Annotated in this window: 18 protein-coding genes; 9 read left to right on the plus strand and 9 right to left on the minus strand. The window is 60.5% G+C overall.

The annotated features are described in order from the left end of the window. Position 1 precedes the first annotated feature (1 nt). Genes HMPREF3169_RS08780 through rho form a run of 4 tightly spaced genes read right to left on the minus strand, consistent with a single transcriptional unit; the run spans position 2 to position 4,454 of the window. Entirely contained in the window at positions 2 to 670 is a 669-nt protein-coding gene (locus HMPREF3169_RS08780; protein ID WP_061921957.1) for an L-threonylcarbamoyladenylate synthase, read from the minus strand. A gap of 30 nt (positions 671 to 700) precedes the next feature. Beyond that, positions 701 to 1,546 (minus strand): peptide chain release factor N(5)-glutamine methyltransferase, encoded by an 846-nt coding sequence (prmC, locus tag HMPREF3169_RS08785; RefSeq protein ID WP_070456327.1) that lies wholly within the window; start codon positions 1,544 to 1,546, stop codon positions 701 to 703. A gap of 17 nt (positions 1,547 to 1,563) precedes the next feature. Continuing rightward, positions 1,564 to 2,640, minus strand: coding sequence for a peptide chain release factor 1 (prfA, locus tag HMPREF3169_RS08790; protein ID WP_061921954.1), 1,077 nt, complete (start codon positions 2,638 to 2,640; stop codon positions 1,564 to 1,566). Next, entirely contained in the window at positions 2,640 to 4,454 is a 1,815-nt protein-coding gene (gene rho / locus HMPREF3169_RS08795; protein WP_070456172.1) for a transcription termination factor Rho, read from the minus strand. Before rho ends, prfA begins: the two co-directional genes overlap by 1 nt. 337 nt (positions 4,455 to 4,791) lie before the next feature. Between rho and HMPREF3169_RS08800 the strand changes: the two genes are divergently transcribed. From HMPREF3169_RS08800 to HMPREF3169_RS08820, 5 genes are all read left to right on the plus strand, one after another. Next, positions 4,792 to 6,552 (plus strand): long-chain fatty-acid--CoA ligase, encoded by a 1,761-nt coding sequence (locus tag HMPREF3169_RS08800; RefSeq protein WP_070456173.1) that lies wholly within the window; start codon positions 4,792 to 4,794, stop codon positions 6,550 to 6,552. A 71-nt stretch (positions 6,553 to 6,623) separates the two neighbouring features. Next, complete coding sequence (gene moaA, locus HMPREF3169_RS08805) at positions 6,624 to 7,640, plus strand: GTP 3',8-cyclase MoaA (RefSeq protein WP_070456175.1); 1,017 nt, start codon at positions 6,624 to 6,626, stop codon at positions 7,638 to 7,640. 25 nt (positions 7,641 to 7,665) lie between these two features. After that, entirely contained in the window at positions 7,666 to 8,901 is a 1,236-nt protein-coding gene (locus tag HMPREF3169_RS08810) for a molybdopterin molybdotransferase MoeA (RefSeq protein WP_070456177.1), read from the plus strand. A gap of 32 nt (positions 8,902 to 8,933) precedes the next feature. Continuing rightward, complete coding sequence (gene moaC / locus HMPREF3169_RS08815; protein WP_061921938.1) at positions 8,934 to 9,413, plus strand: cyclic pyranopterin monophosphate synthase MoaC; 480 nt, start codon at positions 8,934 to 8,936, stop codon at positions 9,411 to 9,413. Between the two features lie 3 nt (positions 9,414 to 9,416). After that, positions 9,417 to 10,073, plus strand: a complete 657-nt coding sequence (locus HMPREF3169_RS08820; RefSeq protein WP_070456178.1) for a molybdenum cofactor guanylyltransferase — start codon at positions 9,417 to 9,419, stop codon at positions 10,071 to 10,073. On the opposite strand, the gene HMPREF3169_RS08825 is transcribed toward HMPREF3169_RS08820, so the two are convergent. The 3 genes from HMPREF3169_RS08825 to HMPREF3169_RS08835 are packed head-to-tail and all read right to left on the minus strand — an operon-like array spanning position 10,021 to position 13,630. Then, positions 10,021 to 11,376, minus strand: coding sequence for a multicopper oxidase domain-containing protein (locus tag HMPREF3169_RS08825; RefSeq protein ID WP_070456180.1), 1,356 nt, complete (start codon positions 11,374 to 11,376; stop codon positions 10,021 to 10,023). The two genes, HMPREF3169_RS08820 and HMPREF3169_RS08825, sit on opposite strands and share 53 nt — an antisense overlap. Further along, positions 11,377 to 12,576 carry a beta-carotene 15,15'-monooxygenase gene (locus tag HMPREF3169_RS08830; RefSeq protein ID WP_070456182.1) on the minus strand — a complete coding sequence of 400 codons (1,200 nt, stop codon included), beginning with the start codon at positions 12,574 to 12,576 and terminating at the stop codon, positions 11,377 to 11,379. Further along, positions 12,563 to 13,630 carry a hypothetical protein gene (locus tag HMPREF3169_RS08835; RefSeq protein WP_246815621.1) on the minus strand — a complete coding sequence of 356 codons (1,068 nt, stop codon included), beginning with the start codon at positions 13,628 to 13,630 and terminating at the stop codon, positions 12,563 to 12,565. The genes HMPREF3169_RS08830 and HMPREF3169_RS08835 overlap by 14 nt, the downstream gene beginning before the upstream one ends. Positions 13,631 to 13,699: 69 nt before the next feature. On the opposite strand from HMPREF3169_RS08835, the gene HMPREF3169_RS08840 reads away from it, so the two are divergent. The 4 genes from HMPREF3169_RS08840 to HMPREF3169_RS08855 all read left to right on the plus strand — a co-directional run bounded on the left by HMPREF3169_RS08840 (position 13,700) and on the right by HMPREF3169_RS08855 (position 17,252). Further along, positions 13,700 to 13,960 (plus strand): DUF2249 domain-containing protein, encoded by a 261-nt coding sequence (locus HMPREF3169_RS08840; protein ID WP_061921912.1) that lies wholly within the window; start codon positions 13,700 to 13,702, stop codon positions 13,958 to 13,960. Between the two features lie 67 nt (positions 13,961 to 14,027). After that, positions 14,028 to 14,741: a molybdate ABC transporter substrate-binding protein gene (modA, locus tag HMPREF3169_RS08845; RefSeq protein WP_070432836.1), complete on the plus strand. Its 714-nt coding sequence runs from the start codon at positions 14,028 to 14,030 to the stop codon at positions 14,739 to 14,741. Between the two features lie 10 nt (positions 14,742 to 14,751). Further along, positions 14,752 to 16,437: an ATP-binding cassette domain-containing protein gene (locus tag HMPREF3169_RS08850; RefSeq protein ID WP_070456184.1), complete on the plus strand. Its 1,686-nt coding sequence runs from the start codon at positions 14,752 to 14,754 to the stop codon at positions 16,435 to 16,437. A 119-nt stretch (positions 16,438 to 16,556) separates the two neighbouring features. Further along, positions 16,557 to 17,252, plus strand: a complete 696-nt coding sequence (locus HMPREF3169_RS08855; protein WP_070432834.1) for a helix-turn-helix transcriptional regulator — start codon at positions 16,557 to 16,559, stop codon at positions 17,250 to 17,252. On the opposite strand, the gene thrB is transcribed toward HMPREF3169_RS08855, so the two are convergent. Both thrB and HMPREF3169_RS08865 read right to left on the minus strand, forming a co-directional pair. Further along, positions 17,249 to 18,178, minus strand: a complete 930-nt coding sequence (thrB, locus tag HMPREF3169_RS08860) for a homoserine kinase (RefSeq protein ID WP_070432833.1) — start codon at positions 18,176 to 18,178, stop codon at positions 17,249 to 17,251. The genes HMPREF3169_RS08855 and thrB overlap by 4 nt on opposite strands. After that, on the minus strand, positions 18,175 to 19,512 hold the full coding sequence (locus HMPREF3169_RS08865) for a homoserine dehydrogenase (protein WP_070456186.1): 1,338 nt from the start codon (positions 19,510 to 19,512) through the stop codon (positions 18,175 to 18,177). The genes thrB and HMPREF3169_RS08865 overlap by 4 nt, the downstream gene beginning before the upstream one ends. Positions 19,513 to 19,565: the final 53 nt, after the last annotated feature.

The following is a 19,565-nucleotide window of genomic DNA, read 5'->3' on the forward strand; positions in this document are numbered from 1 at the left end:
TCTAGGCAGTAGGGCGAGTGCGCAGCGACTCGGCGCTCACGCCAATGACCTCAGCGATTTCTTCGGCAGAAAGCGCGCCCTCACGCAGCAGGTATGGGTGCTCACCGGAGAGATCGATGATGGTGGAAGGCTTGCCAACGGCAGTCTCACCACCGTCCAAGTAAACGGTAACGGCTTTACCAAGCTGCTGCTTTGCAGCCAGCGCGGTGGTCGGTGGCTGGTGGCCGGAAATATTCGCGGAGGACACAGCCATTGGGCCAACCTCGCGCAGAAGCTCGATGGCAATAGGATGCAGCGGCATGCGCAACATCACCGTCCCGCGGGTATCTCCCAAGTTCCACGGCAAGGAAGGCGCCTGCGGGACCACGATGGAAAGTCCACCGGGCCAAAAAGCCTCGACGAGTGCTCGCGCAGTATCGGTGTACTCCGCGACGAGACCGCGGATGGTGTCCCAGGACCCCACGAGGACCGGAACGGGCATATCGGGGCCACGCTGCTTGGTTGCAAGGAGGCTGGCCACAGCGTCGTTGTCGAAGGCGTCACAGCCGAGGCCGTACAACGTGTCAGTAGGCATCACGACGAGGCGGCCAGACTTTGCTGCTTTGACCGCGATGGCTAGGCCTTCTTCACGCTCCGCCTTATCGGCACAGTTATAAATCTTTCCCTGCATTCTTTCCTCACTTCGTGTGTTCAGACCAACCTACTGTACTCCCGCCGGGGTGGCGGTCGCACTTTTAATAGCAGTTACAAAACGCGCGGTACCTGTTAGGTCTCGCAGCACTGCGACATCGTGGAACCGCCCAGAATTCAGCAACGCAACTTGCACAGCTTCGCTCGTGGCATCGTCGTGCTCGATGCCCACTTTCCCGCCGGGACGCAGTAACTTCGCAATGCGAGGCACGAGACGGTCGATGACCTCCATGCCATCGGCGCCGCCGAAGACCGCCATGTGCGGGTCGCGGTAGACCTCGGGCTCTAGGTCCGGCGTCTCCGGAACATAAGGCGGATTCGTGAGCACGAGATCCACGGTGCCGTCGAGTTCGGCCAGAAGCGAGAAGTCTGTTGCATCGCCGTGGACCAGATGCACGCCTTGGGCAAGATTGCTGCGGGCAAAAGGCAGCGCATCTTCAGAAAGCTCGACCGCGAATACATCCGCGTCCGCCCGCTCATTCCTTACATAGGCGGCCAATGCCCCGCTGCCGGTACACAGATCGACAACGCGGGGCTTGGCGACGTCGCGAAGCCCCCGCACTCCCCAATCCGCCAGGACTTCCGTTTCTGGGCGTGGAATAAACACGCCCGGGCCTACCTTGAGCTCGAGCGGGCCAAACCAGGCAGTGCCCAGAATGTGCTGCAGCGGCTCGCGGGCCTCACGGCGTGCGACCCAGCCCTCATAGGCGATGGCAAAGCCGGGAATTGGTTGGGCATCCAGTGGGATGTCCATATGACCACATCCAATGAGCTCGGCGGCAAGCACTCGTGCGTCCCACTCCGGGCTAGGTACTCCAGATGCGCGAAAGCGCTCCGCGGCATCGCGAAGCGCCATTGCGTAGGTATCCACCTCTAGTCTTCCGCCTCCAAGCGCTCGGCGCGCTCTTGAGCCTGCAAAGCGGTGATCAGGTCCTGCATATCGCCGTTGAGAACGGAATCCAGGTTATTCGCCTTGTAGCCGATGCGGTGATCAGTGATGCGGTTTTCCGGCCAGTTATAGGTGCGGATACGCTCGGAGCGGTCCAAGGTGCGCACCTGGGATGCACGTTGCTCCCCTGCCTCAGCCTCACGGGCTTCGCGCTCGATCTGATCCAGGCGTGCCTGCAGCACCTGCAGTGCGCGGGCCTTGTTCTGAATCTGGGAACGCTCCTTCTGGCAGGTGACCACCAGGCCAGTCGGCAGGTGGGTAATGCGGACTGCGGAGTCAGTGGTGTTAACGCCCTGGCCGCCCTTACCGGACGAGCGGTAGACGTCGATACGCAGGTCCTTTTCGTCGATGTTGACGGATTCGACCTCATCCGGCTCCGGGTAAACCAGCACGCCGGCAGCTGAGGTCTGAATGCGGCCCTGAGACTCGGTCACCGGAACGCGCTGGACGCGGTGGACGCCGCCCTCGAACTTGAATACGGACCAAGCGCCGTCGCGAGACGGGGTCTTGGACTTAAACGAGATGGACATGTCCTTCACGCCGCCCAAGTCGGACTCGTTGAGGCCCAAGACCTCCCACTGGAAACCAGCTTTGTCAGCATAACGCTCGTACATGCGCGCGAGATCGCCTGCGAACAATGCGGCCTCCTCGCCGCCGGCGCCAGCCTTGATCTCCATAATGATGTCTTCGGAGTCGTGCTCGTCACGCGGAGCGAGTAGGTCAGCGAGCTTTTCCTCCAGTTCAACGACGAGCGGCTCGAGGCGGTCGACTTCGTCCTGGAAATCATGGTCCTCGTAGGCCATTTCCTTGGCATCTTCGAGGTCCTGACGAGCCTGCTCTAGCTCGTTGTTGACTGCAACGATTGGACGCAGCTCGGCATAGCGTTTAGACAGCTTACGGAACATCGTCTGATCGCCAGCGACCTCAGGATCGCCCATCTGCATCTCGATGCCCTGGTACTCGGAGACAATGTCGTCTACGAGGGAAACTTGATTAGCCATTAGATGTAATCCTCAGCTTCCTTGTCAGCGACCATCGGCGCCGAGCTTGCCACCTGCATCAAGAACTCGCCGTTGGAGCGGGTCTTCTTCAGCTGCTTGATGAGCAAGTCGATAGCGGCGAAGGAATCCAAACCAGAAAGGATGCGACGCAGCTTAGTCATGATGCGCGCTTCCTCCGGAACGAGCAGCAGCTCGTCCTTGCGGGTGCCGGATGGGTTAACGTCCACGGCCGGGAAGATGCGACGCTCGGAAATGGCGCGGTCGAGCTTGAGCTCGGCGTTGCCGGTGCCCTTGAACTCCTCGAAGATGACCGTGTCACCGGTGGAGCCGGTCTCCACCATCGCGGTGGCGATGATGGTGAGGGAACCGCCGTTTTCGATATTGCGGGCAGCACCCAGGAAGCGCTTCGGTGGGTAGAGCGCATTGGAGTCCACGCCACCGGAGAGGATGCGGCCGGATGCTGGGGAGGAGTTGTTGTAGGCACGGCCCAGGCGGGTAATCGAGTCTAGGAGAACCACAACGTCCTTGCCCTGCTCCACCAAGCGCTTCGCGCGCTCGATGGCCAGCTCGGCAACGGAGGTGTGCTCTGATGGCGGGCGGTCGAAGGTAGAGGCAATGACCTCACCCTTGACGCTGCGCTGCATGTCGGTGACCTCTTCTGGGCGCTCGTCTACCAGGACGACCATGAGGTAGCACTCTGGGTTATTTGCGGAAATCGCGTTGGCGATGTTCTGCAAAATGGTGGTCTTACCGGCCTTCGGCGGGGAAACAATCAGCGCACGCTGGCCCTTGCCGATAGGCATGATGAGGTCGATAACGCGGGTGGTCAGGATCTTCGGATCCGTTTCCAGGCGCAGACGCTGGTTCGGGTACAGCGGGGTCAGCTTAGAGAAGTGAGGACGGTCCTGTGCCGCTGATGGCTCCATGCCGTTTACCGTGTCAACCTGCACCAACTGGTTGTACTTGCGGCGATTACGGCCATTGCCGTGGGTATGAGTTGGGCCAGAGACCTTGACCTGGCCGGTCACGGCGTCGCCAGAGCGCAGGCCCAAGCGCCGGACCAAGTTGTTGTTGACAAAGACGTCAGAGCTTGCCGCGCGGTAACCGGTGGTGCGCAGGAAAGCCACGTTGTTGTCGACGACCTCGAGGATGCCGCCTACTGCCTGGACTTCATCGCCCTCGCGGATCTGGAGATCGTTGCCGCCACCGTTGTTGTCATTACCACCGCGGTTGCGGCGGTTGCGGCGGTTGCGGCGGTTGCGGCGGCCGCCACCGTTGTTGTCATCGTCATCATGGCGGCGGTTGCGGTTGCCGCGGCTGCGCTCGCCGTTATCACGGTTGTCACGGTTATCACGGTTATTGTTGTCGCGATTGTCGTTAGAGTTCTCGGAATCCTTGTTCGACTCCTTGGCCTCTTCCTTAGCGCCCTCCTGCTTTGCCTCGGCGTTCTCGCGCTCCTGGCGGCGGGCGCGGTTGCGGCGGGCACGGCGAGCCTGGGAGCGCGACTCGTAGCGCTGCTCCTCGTTCTTCTCCCCCTTTTCTTGGGCCTTTTCTTGAGCCTTGTCTTCGCCACTATCCTTGGCGTTATCCTCAGCCTTTGCCGGCTTCTCTTCAGCAGGCTTACGTGTGCGGCGCTGTGGCTTTTCCGCCTTTTCCGCCTTCGCAGGTACCTGGCCAGTGCTCAGGGCGGTGATCAGATCGCCCTTGCGCAGACCCGAGATGCCGCGCAGGCCGCGCTCTGCAGCCAGCTTGCGCAGTTCCGGCAGCTTCATGGATGCGTAATCCTGTGCTGCGGCTTTGTCCGTATTGCTCACGGATATCCTTTCGTCGCTTCACCAGCGTCTAAATGCTTTTCGCCTGCAGTCCGGCTTAAGCGCTGGAAGCCAATCTGTATTTTTATGGTGCATGCCGCCACAAGCGGGAAGCCGCGGGCGGTGAAATATCTAGGCCTCTCCTCTGGGAAAAGGAATGCCACGGAGGAGAATTGATAGAAGGCGACTGCGAGCGAGAAAAAAGAAACGCTCTGCGGCGGTTCTGCAATACTCGGTTACGCGGGAGCTTTCCTAAAATTCGGGCTAGTCCGCGTCAGTCACGAGCCACTATACCGTATTAGCATCCCGCGCCGGAAGTGACACCGCTAAAGTAGAACTCATGCTTTCTACCATGCAGGATATCCCCCTGTCCCTGACCCGCATCCTGGAATACGGATCGACGGTGCATGGGCAGACGCAGGTGACCACGTGGCGCAACCATAGCGAGCCGGAAACCACCGACTTCGCCGCCATCGGCGCACGCGCGGCCGCATTCGCGCACGCATTGCACGATGAGTTGGGCATTACTGGGGACCAGCGCGTGGCATCTTTCATGTGGAACTGTGCTGAACACCTAGAGGTCATGTTCGCCACTGCCTGCAAGGGTGCTATTTTCACCCCGCTAAACAAGCAGTTAATGAATGATCAGATTCGCCACATCATTAACCACTCCGAAGCGGAAATTGTAGTTGCCGATCCGCGCTTAAAAGATCAGCTGGCTAAGGTCTTAAACGGCGTAAAAACCGTGCGTGCGGTGGTTCTCATTGGCCTAACCGATCCCGCCGACTACCTGGGCAAGTTTGGCGCTGGCGTCGAGGTCTATTCCTATGAGGCGCTACTCGACGGCCGCCCTACCGAGTACAACTGGCCTGAGCTAGACGAGCGGACGTCGGCCGCCTTGTGCTATTCCACCGGCACCACTGGCGCGCCCAAAGGCGTGGTCTATTCCCACCGCGCGCTCTACCTGGAGAGCATGCAGTTGCGCGCCTCCGATTCGCTGTGTGTTACCCACGGCGAGACCTTCCTGTGCTGCATCCCGATTTATCACGTGCTCAGCTGGGGCGTTCCCTTTGCCGCCTTTATGACGGGCACGCCACTAGTGCTTCCCGACGCCGACGTATCCGCACCGACGCTTGCCAGCATCATTGCTGCCACCTCGCCCCGCGTGGCGCATGGCGTGCCCACCATTTGGATTCAGCTTTTCGCGCACTATCTCAAGAATCCCCCAAGCCGCATGACGCTGACCGAGATCTTCGCCGGCGGCTCTCCCGTCCCGCCGCAGCTGATCAAAATGTGGGAGGAGCGCTACGGCGTCGACGTCGTGCACGTGTGGGGCATGGTGGAAACCACCACGGTGGGCACGGTGGCCCGCCCGCCCCAGGGTGCCGACGGCGATACCCGCTGGGCATACCGCATATCCCAAGGACGCTTCCCGGCCTCCTTGCAATACCGTGTGGTCAATGACGGCGTCGTCGTGCCCAAGTCCGACCGCAATGCCGGCGAGATCCAGGTCCGCGGCAACCTCGTTACCGGCTCCTACTACCACTCGCCCACTTCTGAACCGGGCGGTAGTGCCGACGAGTTCCGCGGCAAGCAAGTCGAGGATGCCGAATCCAAATTCACCGCAGATGGCTGGCTGCGCACTGGCGACGTCGGCTCGGTAACGGAAGACGGCTTCTTGACCGTCGAAGACCGCGCCCGCGACGTCATCCGCTCTGGCGGCGAGTGGATCTATTCGGTCCAGCTCGAAAACCTCATCATGGCTAATCCCGTCGTCGTGGAGGCCGCCGTCATCGGCTATCCAGATAAACAGTGGGTGGAACGCCCTCTGGCGGTAACGGTGTTGGCGCCAGGGTTTTCTCCGACAATCGAAACCGCCGAGCGCATCCGCGAGGGTATGCGCAAGGAGCTGCCTTCGTGGATGCTGCCGGAGTACTGGACCTTCGTAAAGCACATCGACAAAACCTCGGTGGGCAAGTTCGATAAGAAGGACCTGCGTTCGCACTTGGCTGAAGGCGAATACAACATCATTCGGCTGAAAGGCCCTGGCGAGTCGCACCGCCTGGATGACTTGCCACAGCATTTCCCGCCCCGTGATTAGACCCCGGATTAAACGCGAATATTTCCGGGTTAATATGGATAAGACCACTCTCCTTATAGACTAGGACGACAATGACTTATCCGCTTCTAGACAAATACGGCCGCAGGGCCCGCGACCTGCGCGTTTCGCTTACTGATCGCTGCAACCTCCGCTGCACGTATTGCATGCCGGCCGAAGGTCTCGAGTGGTTTCCCACCGCAGAAACCTTGAGCGATGAGGAAACGATCCGCCTCATCCGCATCGGCGTCGAAAAGCTAGGCATCCGCCAGGTACGTTTCACCGGCGGCGAACCGCTCCTGCGCAAGTCTTTGGAGAAGATTGTCGCTGCTACTAAGCAATTGCGCACCGACGAAGGTAAATCACCGTCTACCGCACTGACCACGAACGGCTTGGGCCTCGACCGGCGTATCGATGGATTGGTGGAAGCAGGCCTCGACCGCGTGAACATCTCGCTCGATACCACCGACCGCGAGCTTTATACCCGGCTAACCCGGCGCGACCGCATCCAGGATGTCTTCACAGCCATCGAAGCCGCTACCCGCGCCGGGCTGCACCCGGTCAAGGTCAACGCGGTAGTGATGCCGGGCATTAACGAGGATTCTATTATCCCGCTGGCGGAATACTGCATTGAGGCAGGCGCACAGCTGCGTTTTATCGAGCAGATGCCGCTGGGACCCCGCGATAAGTGGCGGCGCGAGGATATGGTGACCGCGGACGATATCTTGGCCCGCCTCGGCGAGTCCTTCGAGCTCTCCCCCGCTGACGAGCCGCGCGGCTCTGCCCCGGCGTCACTGTGGAATGCCTATCGCGGAGGCCGCGAGATAGGACAAGTCGGCGTCATCGCCTCAGTCACTCGCTCCTTCTGCGGTTCCTGCGATCGCACGCGCCTGACAACCGACGGCGCGGTGCGCAATTGCCTATTCGGCAATTCGGAGACCTCTCTTCGCGACCTCATGCGCGCGGGCGCCAGCGATGAAGAGCTCATGGAGGCATGGGCCGCAGAAATGTGGGCGAAGCTGCCCGGCCACGGCGTGAATGACGAGGGTTTCTTGCAGCCGGATCGCTTGATGGCAGCAATCGGTGGCTAAAGGCTAAGGAACTAGTTTGAAAAGCATGCGCACCCCACAAGAACACTTCGAGGCGATAATGTCTCACGCCCGGCCGGTGCCGGTAGAGGTATTTCCGGAAGCCCAGCCGGTCAACGAGAAGCTTCTGGGCCGCGTTATTGCAGAAGACGTTACTGCGCGCCTAGCGGTGCCGCCTTTTAGCAACTCTGCGATGGATGGCTTCGTGGTACACGTAAAGGATCTGGTTGAGCTGCCTGCGCGTTTGCCCGTCGCAGGCGACGTTCCGGCGGGCCAGGCACCCATGGAGGTGCCAGCGGGCAAGGCGGTGCGCATCATGACCGGCGCGCCGGTTCCGGAGGACAACGATGGCCTAGTCGTAGTCCCGGTGGAGTTGACCGATATTCCAGCCGGCCCACACGAGCTGCCGAGTGAGGTCACCATCAACGAGACGCCAAGGCGCACACACATCCGCCCGAAGGCAGAAAACGTTCGGGAGGGCGCGACCATCGCCAAGCCGGGCACCGTGGTCGATGCCAGCCTTATTGCCGCGCTGATTTCGGCTGGCATCACGCATGTTCGCGTCCACCGCCCCGTTCTCGTAGGCGTGGTCTCCTCCGGCGACGAACTGGTCGAGGGCTCGAGCCTCGAGCCGGGCCAGCTACCCGATTCGAATGGGCCGATGATCGAGTCGCTGATTCGCTCCACCATCCCGCATGCGGTGGTAACGCACATGCGCTCTTCCGACTCCCCGGAGCAGCTGCGCGAGACGATTGAGCAGCTGTTTAATTCCCACGAGGTAGTAATCACGACGGGCGGAGTTTCCGCCGGCGCCTTCGACGTCACGCAGACCGCGCTTCAGGCCGCAGAGGACTGTGAGGCTTGGTTCGGCGGGGTCAAGCAAAAGCCGGGCACGCCGCAAGGTTTTTCCCTCTATGGAGGTTTGCCAGTTATCTCCCTGCCGGGCAATCCCGTAGCGGCGTTTGTTTCCTACCACCTTTATGTTTCGCCTTTCCTCGAGGCCTTGAGCGGGCGCCCTGCCCGCACGAAGGTCTGCAGCGGGCGCACCATCGTCGCGCGCGCCGGGGAGGCGTTCCCCATGGCGCACAAGCACGGCACGGCATTTGTGCCCACGCGTTTGGAGTTCGGCGAGGCCGTCGTGGCGTACCCCTTTGCCAGGGGGTTGAGCAGCCACTTCGTGGCCTCGCTCCACGGCACGTGCGGCTTGGTTGAGGTGACCTCTGAAATTCAGGCTGGCGATGAAGTCCGCGTGGTTGTCTATTAATTCTCGATTAGGACTTAATTAGACTAGACCCCATGAAATTTACCCATCTCAATTCTTCCGGCTCCGCCTACATGGTGGATGTGACAGAAAAGCAGCCCACCGTCCGCTCCGCTACCGCGCAAGGCGAGGTTGCATGTTCTCCTGAGGTTCTTTCTGCGCTTCGCGACGGCACGGTTCCCAAGGGCGACGTGCTAGCGGTCGCGCGCATCGCCGGCATCTCGGCGGCCAAGAAGGTCCCGGAACTGCTTCCCCTCGCCCACACCATCGGCGTGCATGGTTGCTCGGTCGATCTGGAAATCCGAGACGACCATGTCTTCATCGAGGCAACGGTGCGAACCGCCGATCGCACCGGTGTGGAGATGGAGGCGCTTACCGCGGTCAACGTTGCGGCGCTGTCCATCATCGATATGGTCAAAGGCGTCGACCGCTCCGCATTTATCCGCCGCTGTGGGATCACCGCAAAGTCCGGTGGCCGTTCCGGCGACTGGAGCCGCGAGCTTCCTAAAACCTAGGCAATGCTGAACTACAAACCGCACGAGCTAGGAGTCATCATCCTGGCAGGCGGCCACGGCACCAGGATGGGCGGGCGCGATAAGGGCTCGGTGCGTGTGCGGGGCGAAAGGCTTGTCGACGTCGTGCGCAGGCAGCTTCCTTATGGCGCGCCGGTCTGCGTGGTTTCCCCGTTTCCGCTGGGCCTGCCGCAGGTATGCGAAAATCCGCTTTTTGGTGGGCCTGCAGCTGGCATCGCAGCAGGCCTGAAGAACCTGGAAGCACGTAGTTTAGCGCCACTTCGCTATATCGCAGTGTTATCTGTGGATGCGCCGGATTCGCCCCAAATGCTGCCAAAGTTGTTGGAAAAACTCGCCGCCTGCGAAGCGCAAAGCTCGATTCCCTCGGTAGCGGCGGCTTTAAGCGGCGATTTTATCCAGCCACTGTGCGCGCTATGGCACTACAACGGCCTGCGCCAAGCGGTAGATTCCTTCGACTGCCTGCACAACAAGTCAGCCCGCAGGCTGTTGCACGCAGTCCCTCGCCTCATCGCGGTGCCGGGTACAGGCGCGGAAGAGGACTACGATACCTTGGCTGAACTCGCCGAATGGGAGCGCCGCCGAGCAATGACTACCGCGAGACCACAATCTTTCCGTGCTGGCCCTTTTCAGCCGAGGTCATGATGTGATTGACAAAGCTATAGGTGCCGGGTTCATTGAAGGTCATCTCCACGAATCCACCCTGCGCGGGTAGGAGATCCACGGCCTGAGAGCCGGCATCATCCAGGTCCTTGATGAGGAAGTCGCCTTCCTTGTAGACGGTGTCGAATTGCTCGCCCACCACGTGGAAAGACAACGGCTGGTCTGGGCCCACGTTGAGCAGCCAGATGCGTACCTTATCGCCCACCTTGGCATGCAGCGGCTCAAGGTCGTACTGATTCGGATAGTAATTAAACGCCATCAGGTCGTACTCGCCGTTTGAGACGCGGTCGGCGTCGGCGCCATTTTCGTCGCCCAGGAAGATTTCGTCCGCAATCATTGCGTACTCCGCATCGGCGTCGCCAAGCTCTGGCGGATCGATGACCACCGCGCCGGCCATGCCGTTGGCAATGTGCAGGCTCATCGGCGCCGTGGAGCAGTGATACATCCAGATGCCGGAGCGGTGCGCGGTGAACTCATAAGTCAGGGACTCGCCCGGCGCGATGGTCTTCATGTTCTCATCCGGGTTGACCTCGCCGGCGTGGAAGTCCACGGAGTGGCCCATGGTTCCCTCGTTCTTGATGGTGATCTTGAACTTATCGCCCACCTTGCCGCGCAAGGTTGGCCCTGGGGCTTGGCCGTTGAATAGCCACCGCGTTTGTTTTACACCTGGCGCTACCTCGACCTCGTCCTCGGTCATGGTCCAGGTTTCCTCGTGCGTGGTTGCCTTTGCAGCCGGCAGCGCAGCATCGAAGGCCTTAAATCCCTCCCGTTCCTGGGTGCGCTCGGCAGCGCTGGGCACGTCTGGGTGGCTAGCTGAGTGATGGTGCATGCCAGCCATGGCGTCGCCTTCTGCAGGCGCGTCGGTGACGTTGACGTCAAAGACCATGCCCTGCGCCTTATGCCCCGCGATGGTGCAGTAGCCCTGGGTGGTCTCCTCGATGAGGCCGGCGTCTAGCTCGACGGTCTTGCCGGGTTCGACGCGGCCGGTTTCGTTGTCGCCGATCTTCAGGTCATGGACCATATCTCCGGTGTTCGTGAACTTCACCACCAGGTGGGTGCCCTTTGGCACATCGATGGAAGAAGGCACGAAGGACATGCCTTCCACACTAACCTCAACGACGGTGGCATCAACGCCTTCGCTTTCCGACGCCCGTTGTGCCTTGGAGGTGCTATTGAAAACCGCTAGAGCAATCACCGCGGCCAGGGCGATGCCGATGAGAATCCACGATGCCCAGTTGTTCTGAGCCGGTGGCTTTTGAGGTTGATTAGAAGAAACGCTGAGCATTTAGTTCTCCAGTCTTTTCTGTTTGGAAACGGCCACCGCGATGGCCAAGATGTTGGTGATAAGGCCAAGCCCCATCATGATAAGCCCGGCTATATCGGCCCCGAGCAAGCACAACATCGCACCTAGGTTGATAAGCACCAAGCGGGCGTATCCGCCGTAATCAGCGACCTTTCTGCCCAGTGTCACCTTGGCCGGGCCGCCGCCGACGAGGGTGGGCAACAAGTGGTGCAGCACGCCCGTAACCAGTTGCATGAGACCTGCGCCTACGAATGCTGGCATGAGCAGCAACGTCACCACGCGTGGGTAGACCCCTAAAATGGCGCAGACCGCGTCGGCGGCGCAGAGGCTAAGCATCCACAACAGTCCGGCGACGACCGAGACCGTCGCCGTGGTCAGCTGTGGCTTGCCCGCCAGCAGCGTGGCGAGGATGGGCTGGATGATGAGCAATGCCGCTAGCACCACCAGCAGCTGTGTCATACCTGCTGCGCGGCTAAGCCCGAAAGAATTAAGGCCCAACGCGAGCGCCAAGCCAACGCAGTGGACGATGAGCGCCCTAGTGCAGCGCGCCCGCGCGGCGGGGGCAATCTTGGTGCCGCTCAAAGTAGGCAAAAGCGTGACCACGGTTGCCACGATGGTCAGCCAGGCAAAGCCCCAGACCATGCCCCGCGAGTGGGCGGCTACCAGGAGTGAATAGTTGCCCACACCATTGGCTGCTAGCACCACGAGCAACACGGAAACAATCACGAATGCTGCGGCCGCGATGTAGAAAGGCACCGTCACCGCGAATAAACCGGCCAGTGATCCCCGAAGCGCCCGGTAGATATCGAAGCCATGCCAGCAGAAGGTAGCGATGATAAGAAGCGATGCGGCGTCGGAAAGCGGGCCCCAGTCAAACCCGGCGCGGTCAACGAGCAGCAGTACCAAGCCAACCTGGACAATCCCCACGCGCCAGGCCACGCCCTTGTACCCGCGGGCCTGCATGCGCGTGAGTGCCTCCGTGAAGTGCGTGGAATAGACGATGATGGCGGTGGTCATCGCACCGATGGTGAAGGGATGGATGAGGTCCCACCACACCACGCTTGCGCCTAGGTGGCTGGCGATGTTGATGACTATCCCAGCTACTACCCAGAAGCCGATGACGCAGGCGGCAATCATGTGCCAGCGCCCGCGTGCGGCCAAAGAAACGTCAGCGATGTGCACGATGTGCCTCCCACATGGTCAAAATAAAACCGCTTAAGACAAAGAGCAAGACTGCTATTACGTTAGTCATGCCGCCCACACGGAAGACAGTTGTTTGCGCGAGTGCGTCCGCGGCGATGCGCAGGACAAGACCGCCGTGCAATAGTGCGACCGGCAGGTAGAGCACGGTGCGATATGGCAGCTTCTTGCGAATGACGGAGGTCAGGATGATGGGCGCGTGTGCGAAAATCATCGACATCACAAACCCCAGGAAGACCGTGTGCACCGAGGCGTCATAGGCAAAGCCCGTTGCTTGGCCGAACGCCAGCCAGATGACTCCGGCGAGCGCCAACCAGAAGTAACCTGCCAGCATGCAGACTGTGGAATAGCGCGGCAGGCCGGTGCCGTGCACCAAATTCTTGGCCACATCCACGCGGACGGTGGTCACCGAAATCGCGAAGAGGAAAAGGCCCATCAAGCGGTAGCCCACCGCGGGGACTAGGACGAAGATGACACCGGCGGCTGCTAGCGCCAGAACGAGCACGGTGATGAGGTTTTCCGCTTTTGTACCGGCCATGGTCACACGGGCAAGCTCCATGCGCTCTCCGATGATGGTGCTCACCACGTACAGCACGCACAGCGGCATGGCCATGGCAAAGGAATCAGCCATGGCCCACAACAGGCTGGCCGCCACGCCGCCGATAACACCCGCCGCCTGCACGAGCACGGCTAGCGTGGGCTGCCGGCGATGAATCTCGAGATAAATTGCACCGAGGATGAGGAAGCTCCATGCAAAGAAGATGGCGGGGACAAACCGGGGTGCGCCCACTAGCAGGCTCACCACCGCCACGACGTGGCAGATGGGCCCTGCCCAGGCCCACGTTTTCTTGACAGCGACTACGCGCTCTAAGCCGATTGCTCCGCCGACGAAGCCAAAGACCATGAGCGGTCCATGCGCACGTGCAGCTGTGGACGTTGGTGCGACGCCCAGCAGTGCCGCGCCCGCATAAAGACCAACGAGCAACGCCGCTCCGGCAAAGGCCAGAAACACGAAACGATGCGCAATATTTTTCACGAGTTTTATCGTACTAATATTGGCGCTAAGGTGAAAACCAAAGCCTTCAAACCAAATGAAAGGACCATCATGCAACTGCCAATTACTGATGCCCACAAAGCAAGCGAAGTGCCAACCCTAAACGCCTCCGAAATCCCACACGCCGTGCGCCACGGCGCTATCCACGGCGCGCTGGGCACCCTCAACGTCGGCGAAGCAATGATCCTTATCGCACCGCACAACCCAGTGCCACTGCTCAAAGAAATCGAAGCCCGCGAAGAGTCCTTTGAGCTGGAATACCTGAAGGAACAACCACAGGACTTCCACATCAAGTTCACCCGCGTGGCGTAGCAGTTTTCTGCGACTTCCCCTCCCCATCTCTCACTCGAAATCGTGCAGGTGCGTAAATTTGGTGATTATGAAAAAATCTGCTGCTATTTGCCTTGCTGCCCTAGCCGCCTGCGCGCTTACCGGTTGCGCAGGCGGCGGGGATAAGCTCAACGTCTTCGCCGCCTCTTCAACGCGCGTGCTCAACCATGAGCTTGAGGCCGTCACGCCCATGCTGATTAACAATGGCGGTTCTGCTTCCCTGGTAGAACAAATCCATCAAGGCGCGCCTGCCGACGTGCTGCTTACCGCGTCCCAGGAGACCATGGACAAGGCGGTGGCCGCAGGCGATGTCGAGCAGCCTCGCGTACTGGCCACCAACTCCATGGTGATGGTGGTACCGCCGGGCAATCCTGGGCATATCCACTCCGTCCACGACTTGGATGAGACCGACTACTTCGTGCGCTGCGACCCTTCGGTCCCCTGCGGGGCGATCGCCGATAAAATCATGGCAGATCAGCACCTGCACGTGAGCGCCGATTCCAAAGAGGGCCAGGTCGCCGACGTAGTAGGCAAAGTGGCCAGCGGCGAGGCGGATGCTGGATGGGTATACTCCACCGATGCAGCAGCCAATCCTGACCTGGAGGTAATCCCCATCGAGGGCGCGGAGAAATTCCGCAACCAAATCTTGGGTGCCGTAGTCAAAAACAGCCCGCACCAGGATGCCGCCTCTTCGTTGCTGGACATGCTCGCTAACGACTTCGACGAGACCTGGTCGCGCTATGGCTTCGTGCCCGCCGACTAAACTGCTTTCCATGCATGTGCGCACCACCCCACCTCGCGCCCCCTGGCCTTTCGCCGTGGCGGGCGCCTTGGCGGTTTTATACGTCGCGGTACCAGTACTTGCTTTGGCCACCCGCGTTCCGTGGACGGGCCTTGGCACGGTGCTTTCTCAAGAAACTACCCACGACCTGTTACGCATCACGCTAACCTCGGCTGCTATTTCTGCACTGCTTGCCACCTTCTTCGGCACCGGCCTAGCCATCTGGTTGCACGGGCAAAACCGCATTGGCCAGGCGGTGCGCCTGCTGGTGTACTTGCCACTGGCGATGCCGCCGGTGGTCGGAGGGTTGGCGCTCAGCGCGGCGTTGGGCCGCCGCGGCCTTTTGGCCCCACTCTTGGATGCCTTGCAGCTAAACTTCGCCTTCGCCTTCGCCGGCGTCGTCGTGGCGCAAACCTTCGTCGCCCTTCCTTTCGTAGTGGTGGCGGTGGACTCCGCGCTGCGCCAGACCGACCATGAAGTGGCCCTGTCCGCGCGCCGGGTTGGCATGACACGCGGGGCCATCTGGCGCAAAGTCATGCTGCCGACCATCGCACCGGCAATCTTCACGGGTGAAGCACTCGCCTTTGCACGCAGCCTCGGCGAGTTTGGCACCACGATTACCTTCGCCGGTTCCATGCCGGGGCTCACCCGCACGATGTCGAGCGGCATCTATCTAGAACGCGAGGTCAGTGCGGACAACGCTTATGCGCTGTCTGCGATTCTCATCGGCCTCGCTGTGGTCTGTCTCGCCTGCGCGGGCATCCCATCGCTGCTACACCGTGAGCCTTCGCCGCAGGCGCATGCGCAGTCTGACATCGACGTCGCCAAGCTGCGCCAACTCAGCCTGCCGCCCGCCGCAGGCCAATTGGCGCCTTTCAAGGAAGCAGCCACCACGGCGGTCGTTGGCATCAACGGTGCCGGCAAGACCACACTGCTGCGTCGCCTCTCTGATGAGTCCCACGCCGTGATGCTGACGCAAAAGCCAGCGCTGCCGCCCCACTCGACGGTCGCGGAGGCTATCACTATGGTCACTCACGATAAGGCCGCTACTGCCGAATTGATTGCTGCGGCGGGCTTAAGCGAGATTGCGGAGATAAAAGCACGCGATCTCTCGGGCGGCCAGGCTGCCCAAGCTGGCCTCGTCCGCGCGCTGGCTGCACGCCCTTCCATCTTATTGTTGGATGAACCGCTAGCTGCTGTCGACGCCGCAGCTGCTGCGCAATGGCGCAAGCTGCTAGCTGCGGCGAGCCACGACCGGACCACCGTCATGGTCACCCATAATGTGCTAGACCTTTTGAGCCTGGCCGACGAGGTCGCAGTGGTAGAACGCGGCAAGATTCTCCTCCACGCTCCAACAAACGAGATCGTAGAAAACCCGCCCAATCACTTCGTCGCAAGGCTGCTCGGCAGGGTGGTTATCCAGGGAAGACTCGAACAAGGCGCCGTGATCCCCGATACCACCGGGCCAACTCGCTTTGTGCTAAGTCCGGAGGAGATAACTCTCACTGAGTCGGGCAGGTGGCAGGCGAAAATAAAGGATATTCGTGCCCATTCCTTAGACCGTGTAATCGCCGCGCTAGACCTTAGCGGCCAACACGTCGAGGCGGCGATTGGCATCGATCAAGCCAAAACATTGAGCGTGGGCGAGACGGTTTACTGCGAGATCTGCACTAAATAAATTACCGTCGCGGCACGTAGTGGCACATATCGCACCTCTATCATTGTCTTTTCTACGGGTCAGCGCTGTATCGTCATTATTAACAACCGATTAACCTTATAAATTATTCGAGGAGAAACATGCCCGTCCATGCACCGCGGTCCTCCACAGAACTTTTCCCAGAAGCACTACGCCTGTCACCCAAACAGCGAGAAGTTTTAAACGTTCTGCAGGAATATCCGCAAGGAGCACGCGCGGCGGACATCGCCAAAGACATGGACATGCATGTCAATACCGCGCGCGGCCACCTCGATGAGCTGGTACATGTAGGCGCAGTCCGCGTTATTACCGCACCGGCCAAGGGCCGCGGACGCCCTTCGCTGATTTTCCAGGTGCGCATCCCTGATAACCGCTCAGTGGCAGAAGAATACGTCACCCTCATTAGCGTTTTGGCAGAGATGTTGGCAGATAAGGAAGAGCTCAACGATTACGCCTCCGAACAGGCACGCGCAATTGGCCGCAAGTGGGCTGCCTCAACGCACCAGGACCAGTTTCCCTCCGCCAACGCGCTGACCCCGCTATATCGCAAGATGCGCGATATGGGATTTGACCCCACTGCATCGACTACCGAGCTCGAAGAAAATGGTCAGACCGACATGGAGCTGCATGCCTGCCCATTCGTAGCGGCAGGCATCAAGCCCTCCCCGTTCGTCTGCGCTATCCACGATGGTTTCTTGGAACAAGTCGCAGCTGATTCCGGCGAGCACCTCTCGCTTACGCTGGTTCCGAAGTCAGGCAACGGAACCTGCTGCGTAAACGTCAAGCAGACTGCTTAAGCCCGCGCTGCATGGACCTCGACCGGGCCTGCAACCTCCAGTGGGAGTACTCGCAGGCCCGCTTCGCGCGCATCCTGCAAGATTGATTCCTCAATAGGCTCAGTGTGCAGCACCATCGCGGTAGGGCCCGCACCTGAAAGGTAGGCCGCATAGCCGCGGTTGCGCAGACGGTTGACCCATTCCGCGGTAATAGGCAACACATCAGCACGATAAGGCTGGTGCAGCCTGTCACGGGTGCCTTCCCACAACAGCTCCGGATACTTTTGCAGTGCGACCACCTGCACGGCAGTGCGCGAGACGTTGAAGGAAGCATCGCCGTGCGTCACGTGCGAAGGCAGGACGCGGCGAACGGCTTGGGTGGAGGCATGGAAATCCGGTACCAAGGCTGTGGCCTGGATGGACTCGTGTACATCCACACTGACAGCGCGATATTCTGGCAAAGATCGGCCGTCAACCGGCACTGTGGTCCAGGAGACCACGGCATTGCCTAGCACGGACGCCGCGGCGTTATCGGGGTGCCCTTCAAAAGCAGAAGACAGCTGCACTAGCTGATCGCTGTTTAGCGGTGAGCCTGCCAAGGCATTGCCCGCTGCAACGCCGGCGACGGCAGCGGCGGCCGAAGAACCAAGACCACGCGACTGTGGGATGTTGTTATTGCAGGTAACGCGCAGACCCGGCACCGCAGCATCCGCCGCATTCAGCGCGGAACGGATGGCTTTAACTACCAGATGAGAGTCATCGCGTGGCAAGTCCTCTGCTCCCTCACCGAAGATTTCTACCTCCAGCCCAGCGGGGATGACCTCAACCTCGACGGTGTCATAAAGGCTTAACGCAATGCCGAGGGTGTCATAGCCGGGGCCCAGATTAGCTGAGGAAGCAGGGACTTTTACCGTGGCCTTGACACCTACCTCTACCTCCGTGCTCACAGCTGGCCACCGTCCAAGCGAATAACGGAGTGGACCGCCTTGACATCATCAAGCTGGCCCAGCTCCTCGACGATGCCCTGCATCTCATGCTCCAACGCGGTGTGGGTGACCACGATGAGGCGAGCGATTCCGTCGCCGTCTTCCTGGCGCACAGTGCGCAGGGAGACGTTGTGCTTGGCAAATAGCGCGGAGATCGCAGAGAGCACGCCTGTGCGGTCTACGACTTCCATATCGATGTGATAGCGGGTGTATACCTGACCAAAGTCTGCTATCGGCAGGTTAGCGTAGGTGTTCTCCCCCGGCGCACGGCCGCCGTGAACGATGTTGCGGGAGGCGCCGACGACGTCGCCAAGCACCGCAGACGCCGTCGGGTTACCGCCGGCACCGTTGCCGTAGAACATCAGGGAGCCAGCTGCCTCGGCCTCGACGAAGATAGCGTTATAGGACTTGCTGACGGAGGCCAGCGGGTGCTCCTTAGGGACCAAGGTCGGGTGCACGCGCGCGTTGACGGACTCATTGCCTTCCGCATCACGCAGGCGCTCGCAGATGGCCAGCAGCTTGATGGAATAGCCTGCCTGCTGTGCGGCGGAAATATCCTCAGCAGTGATGTTGGAAATGCCCTCGCAATAAACATCATCGAAGGTAACGCGGGTATGAAAGCCCAAAGACGCGAGGATGGCCGCCTTCGAGGCGGCATCATGACCCTCGACATCGGCAGTTGGATCGGCCTCGGCATAGCCTAGCCGCGTGGCCTCAGCGAGCGCGTCCGCGTAGGAGGCACCCGTGGACTCCATCGCGTCCAAAATAAAGTTGGTGGTGCCGTTGACAATGCCGGAAATGCGTTGAATCTGGTCGCCCGCGAGCGAACGACGAAGCATTCCCACGACCGGGATGGCGGCAGCCACTGCAGCCTCGAAGTAGAGGTCCACGCCAGCGTTATCGGCAGCTTCTGCCAGCTCGTCCGCATGAGCAGCCACCAGCGCCTTGTTCGCGGTAACCACAGACTTACCAGCATTCAGCGCAGCCAGCACGAGCTCGCGGGGGAAATCGATACCGCCGATGACCTCGACAACCAAGTCGATGTCGTCGCGCATGACTAGGGCCTTCGCATCGTCGGTGAGCAGATCCTTCGGCACACCAGGACGCAGCTTATTTTTATTCTGCACGGCGACGCCCCGGATTTCTGCGGGACCGCCAATGCGGTGGGCAAAGGCATCAGCGTTTTCCCCCAGCAGGCGGAAGACCTCGGCACCAACGGTGCCGAAACCAAGCAGCGCGATGCCTACAGCTTCGCCTTCGCCTTTACCAGTGCGGCTCTTGGTCTGTGAAGTCATATCGTCCCTTAATCTTTGGTAGTTAAATTGCTACCCACACTATACGGAACGAG

Origin of the sequence: Corynebacterium sp. HMSC08C04, assembly GCF_001807495.1 — a bacterium.
Lineage (GTDB): Bacteria > Actinomycetota > Actinomycetes > Mycobacteriales > Mycobacteriaceae > Corynebacterium > Corynebacterium simulans.